This window comes from Actinocrinis sp., from assembly GCF_035946395.1.
GTDB lineage: Bacteria > Actinomycetota > Actinomycetes > Streptomycetales > Catenulisporaceae > Actinocrinis.
On record NZ_DASYZI010000462.1, the window covers coordinates 1 to 4024 of the forward strand.

Genomic DNA, 4024 nt, shown 5'->3' on the forward strand with positions numbered 1-4024 from the left:
CGAACGCACACGCCACGCGCCGCGCCCAGATCCGCCCCCGCAACTCAGCACTCCCAGGAGCATGCGCCCCCTCACACCCTCATCAAGGATCGAACAATGACACCCAACTCCTTCGACAGACGCGCCTTCCTGCGGCTGACCGCAGTCGCCTCGGCCTTCGCCACGGTGCCGCTCACCGCCGTCGCCGCACGCGCCCTGGGCACGCCCGACCCGTCGCAGCCCGGCCCCGACGCCGACAAAGCCCTGGACTTCGCGGCCGACGCGATCGTCCACCGGATCCACCGGCCCCGCGTTCCCGACGGCGACTTCCCCGTCACCGACTACGGCGCCGTGGCCGACGGCACGACGGACAACACCGCCGCCATCGCGGCGGCGATCGCCGCCGCGTCCGCAGCCGGCGGCGGGCACGTGATCGTCCCCGCCGGGCCGACCGGCACCGCCACCTACGCGACCGGGCCGATCCATCTCAGGTCACGGATCGACCTGAACGTGGAAACCGGCGCGACCCTGCTGTTCTCCACCGACCCGAACGCGTACCTGCCGGTCGTGTTCACCCGCTGGCAGGGCATCGAGTGCTACAACTACTCGCCGCTGATCTACGCCTACAGCCAGACGGACATCTCGATCACCGGCGGCGGCGTGCTCGACGGCCAGGCCTCCGCGGCCAACTGGTGGGCGTGGAAGAACCTTGAGACGCCCGACTTCAACCTGCTGTCCGCGCAGGCCGACGCGGGCGTCCCGGTCCCGCAGCGCGTCTACGGGGCCGGATTCCACCTGCCGCCGGCCTTCGTCGAACCCTACGGCTGCCGGCGGGTGATGATCCAGGGCGTCACGTTCAAGAACTCGCCGTTCTGGCACCTGCACCCGACGCTGTGCACCGAGGTGATCATCGACGGCGTCACGGTCCACTCGACCGGCCCGAACACCGACGGCTGCGACCCCGAGTGCTGCGACGGCGTGCTGATCGACGGAGTCACGTTCAACGTGGGCGACGACTGCATCGCGATCAAGTCCGGCCGCAACACCGACGGCCGGCGTGTCAACGTGCCCAGCCAGAACATCGTCATCCAGAACTGCTCCTTCGCGGCCGGCCACGGCGGCGTGACCGTCGGCAGCGAGATGAGCGGCGGCGTGCAGAACGTCTACGCCCGCGACCTGACGATGAACAGCCCGATCCTCCAGTCCGGCCACCGGCTCAAGACAAACTCGGTGCGCGGGGGCTTCATCCGGAACACCAACGTCTACCGGGTGACCGCCCCGCAGATCGGCGGTCCGGTGCTGCTGATCGATTACAACTACGGCGAAGGCAACACCGGCGCCTACCCACCGCTGGTCACGGACATCACGCTCAAGCACTGGTCGGTGAACACCGCCTTCGCGGGCTGGACCGTCGCGGGCTATTCCACCGACCACGTCGGCTCGGTGCTGCTCGACGACGTCACGATCGCCGCGATGACGAAGACGAACTCGTCGCAGTACGTCGACGACTTCGAACTCGTCGACGTGACCATCAACGGTTCGCCGGTCACGACGCCATGAGTCGGCCACAGACCCTCACAGCGGCCGCATCAGTCGCATCGGCGTCATGCGCGGCTCTCCTCCTGATCGCCGGACCCGCAACCGCCGCCAACACCAACACCGGCGACAACTCAGGGACCGGCAACGGCAACCTCAGCGCCGTGCTCCTCGTCGCGCCGCCTGGAACCGGCCTGCCGCCCGGCCTGCCCGCCTTCAACTCGATCCAGGCCGCAGTGAACTCGATCCGGCCCGCAGTGCATCGGCAGACGAAGATCATCGTCTCGCCGGGCACGTACGTCGGCCAGGTCTACATCCCGGCGGACAAGACCGACGTGTCGATCATCGGCGCGACCGGCGATCCGGCCGACGTGACAATCGCGGACGACATCGCGCACGGCACGTACGCCGCGAACGGCAACCTGTACGGCACCGACTGCTCGGCGACGCTCACCGTGGCAGGGAACGGGTTCGAGGCCGACGGGATCACCGTCGCCAACACCTTCGACCGCGCCGCCGACCCGGCCGCCGCAGCGCGCGGCCCGCAGGCCGTCGCGGTGAAGGCCGTGGCCGATCAGGCCGTCTTCACGCACGACGACTTCACGGCCGTCCAGGACACTTTGTTCGCCTCCTCATATGCGGACAACTTCCAGCCGCAGGAGTGCTTCACCGAAGACGGCGTCGCGCAGCCGCCGGCGACCAGCCCCGCCGTGACGGCCGTCGCGCCACCGTCGCGGCAGTACTACGCGGACGACACGATCAGCGGATCGATCGACTTCATCTGCGGATCGGCGACGGCCGTCTTCGACCACGACGACATCGACATCGTCGGCGGCCACCCCGGTGGCTCGGTCACCGCCCCGGACACTCCCACCGAGTTCACCCATGGATATCTGATCACCGACAGCCGGATCGACAACGCGGACGGCACGCTCGCCGCCGGAGCCGACTTCCTCAGCCGTCCGTGGCGGCACACCGGAACGAGCAACCCGGTGGCCCAGATGACCATCCGCGGCACCTACCTCGGCGCGTCAATCTCGGCGGCCCACTACGAGGACTGGTCAAAGCCCTTCTTCCCGTGGGCACAGGCGCGCTACTCCGAATACGACAACAACGGCCCGGCGGCCGACGACGTGGCGGCGGACGTTCCCCAGCTGACCGACGGCCAAGCCGCTTCCTTCACAATCCAGGACTACTTCGGCGACTGGCACCCGCACCCCTGACGCATCCCTGAATCACCCGGAACCAGTGCCTCGGCAGCCGACCCCGCCTGGCGGCTGCCGAGGCACTACCAACCCGCGTCAGCACACCGACCGGTACGGCTCCTGTGCGGACGTCATCGGCTCCTCGGCTGGCTATGCGTCACGCGGGGTGTGGATGGAAATCCCGGCACCATCAGCGGCTTTGGCAAGGCGGTCGTCGTACGTAAGCAGGGCGGTCAGTTCCGGGCCGAGGAGGCGGGCAGTCGCCAGGTGGATCGCGTCGAGGGAACGTAACAGAGGATCGGGTTCGACCATGGCGGTGCGCACCACGTCCTCGTCGATCTGGATGTACTCGAAGGCGTCGAGCAAGTGCTGGGCGTCGGGGATCAGTGCGCGCCAGCCGCGAGCCACAGCGCGCGTCAGTTCGATGCGCAGCAAGTCTGAGCTGACCCACTCGTCATTGCGATGCTCGCGGTAGAAGGAGAGGAACGCCTGTGCATGTTCCTCGGCAGCCAGGAGCTTGAATGCGGCGCTGGTGTCCAGGTAGTACAGGGCCATCGGCTACCAGCGCTCGGTCTCACGCTCGTCGAGCAGCGCGCGGGTGAGCGGGCTCGGCTCGTCGCCTGTCACCGGATGTAGGCGTTCGGGCAGGTAGCCGGGGTTCTTGGCGCGGCGCAGACGTCCTTCCGCCTCCAGGCGGGCAAGGATCGCCGAGCGCTCGGGACGTTCGATCGGGACCAAGCGGGCGACGGGGGTGCCGTGCTCGGTGACCTCGATCGTCTCGCCCCTGCGCACCCTGGCGATCACGTCGCTGGTGTGGTGGCGCAACTCGCGCAACCCCACCGAGGGCTCATCGAGTATCGACATGCCAACAATGTATCACAAGCATGTGACACAAAAGCCGACGTGGCAGAAGGCACCCCTGATGGCGTTGTAGTGAAATCGGTTGCCGGCCGTTCTCACAGGTCCGGGCGCCGGTATCGAAACTTTCGCAGTAAATGGCTGGCGAGCGGCGGTCAGGGCGCCCCCGGCCTTGACTTAATCGGTTAAGTGAACAAGTCTCCCGCGCAGATTCCGCCTCCTGAATCAGAGCGAGGAGTTACGTACTATGCAGATCCAGCGAAGAGCCCTTTCCGCCATCGGCGCCGCCGCGGCGCTGCTGGCCGCGGGCGTGGCCGCGGTCGCCCTGCCGACCCAGGCTTCGGCTGCCGCCGGTTGTTCGGTCAGTTACACGATTGCCAGCGACTGGGGCACTGGCTTCAGCACCAACATTGTGATCACGAACCTGGGCAGCCCGATCACTTCCT

Annotated in this window: 5 protein-coding genes; 3 read left to right on the forward strand and 2 right to left on the reverse strand. The window is 67.7% G+C overall.

What is annotated here, in order from left to right:
* Positions 1 to 96: 96 nt before the first annotated feature.
* Together VGS97_RS29240 and VGS97_RS29245 are read left to right on the forward strand one after the other, a co-directional pair.
* The gene (locus VGS97_RS29240) at positions 97 to 1539 is read left to right on the forward strand and encodes a glycoside hydrolase family 28 protein (protein WP_326856924.1); all 1443 of its coding nucleotides are present in this window, start codon (positions 97 to 99) and stop codon (positions 1537 to 1539) included.
* On the forward strand, positions 1536 to 2738 hold the full coding sequence (locus VGS97_RS29245) for a pectinesterase family protein (protein WP_326856925.1): 1203 nt from the start codon (positions 1536 to 1538) through the stop codon (positions 2736 to 2738). Before VGS97_RS29240 ends, VGS97_RS29245 begins: the two co-directional genes overlap by 4 nt.
* A gap of 132 nt (positions 2739 to 2870) precedes the next feature.
* On the opposite strand, the gene VGS97_RS29250 is transcribed toward VGS97_RS29245, so the two are convergent.
* Entirely contained in the window at positions 2871 to 3275 is a 405-nt protein-coding gene (locus VGS97_RS29250; protein WP_326856926.1) for a type II toxin-antitoxin system VapC family toxin, read from the reverse strand.
* Between the two features lie 3 nt (positions 3276 to 3278).
* A complete protein-coding gene (locus tag VGS97_RS29255; protein WP_326856927.1) occupies positions 3279 to 3584 on the reverse strand; it encodes a type II toxin-antitoxin system prevent-host-death family antitoxin in 306 nt (101 codons plus the stop codon).
* 241 nt (positions 3585 to 3825) lie between these two features.
* Here VGS97_RS29255 and VGS97_RS29260 point away from each other — a divergent pair.
* Positions 3826 to 4024 (forward strand): cellulose binding domain-containing protein (locus tag VGS97_RS29260; protein ID WP_326856928.1); only part of this gene is annotated, 199 nt, incomplete at its 3' end.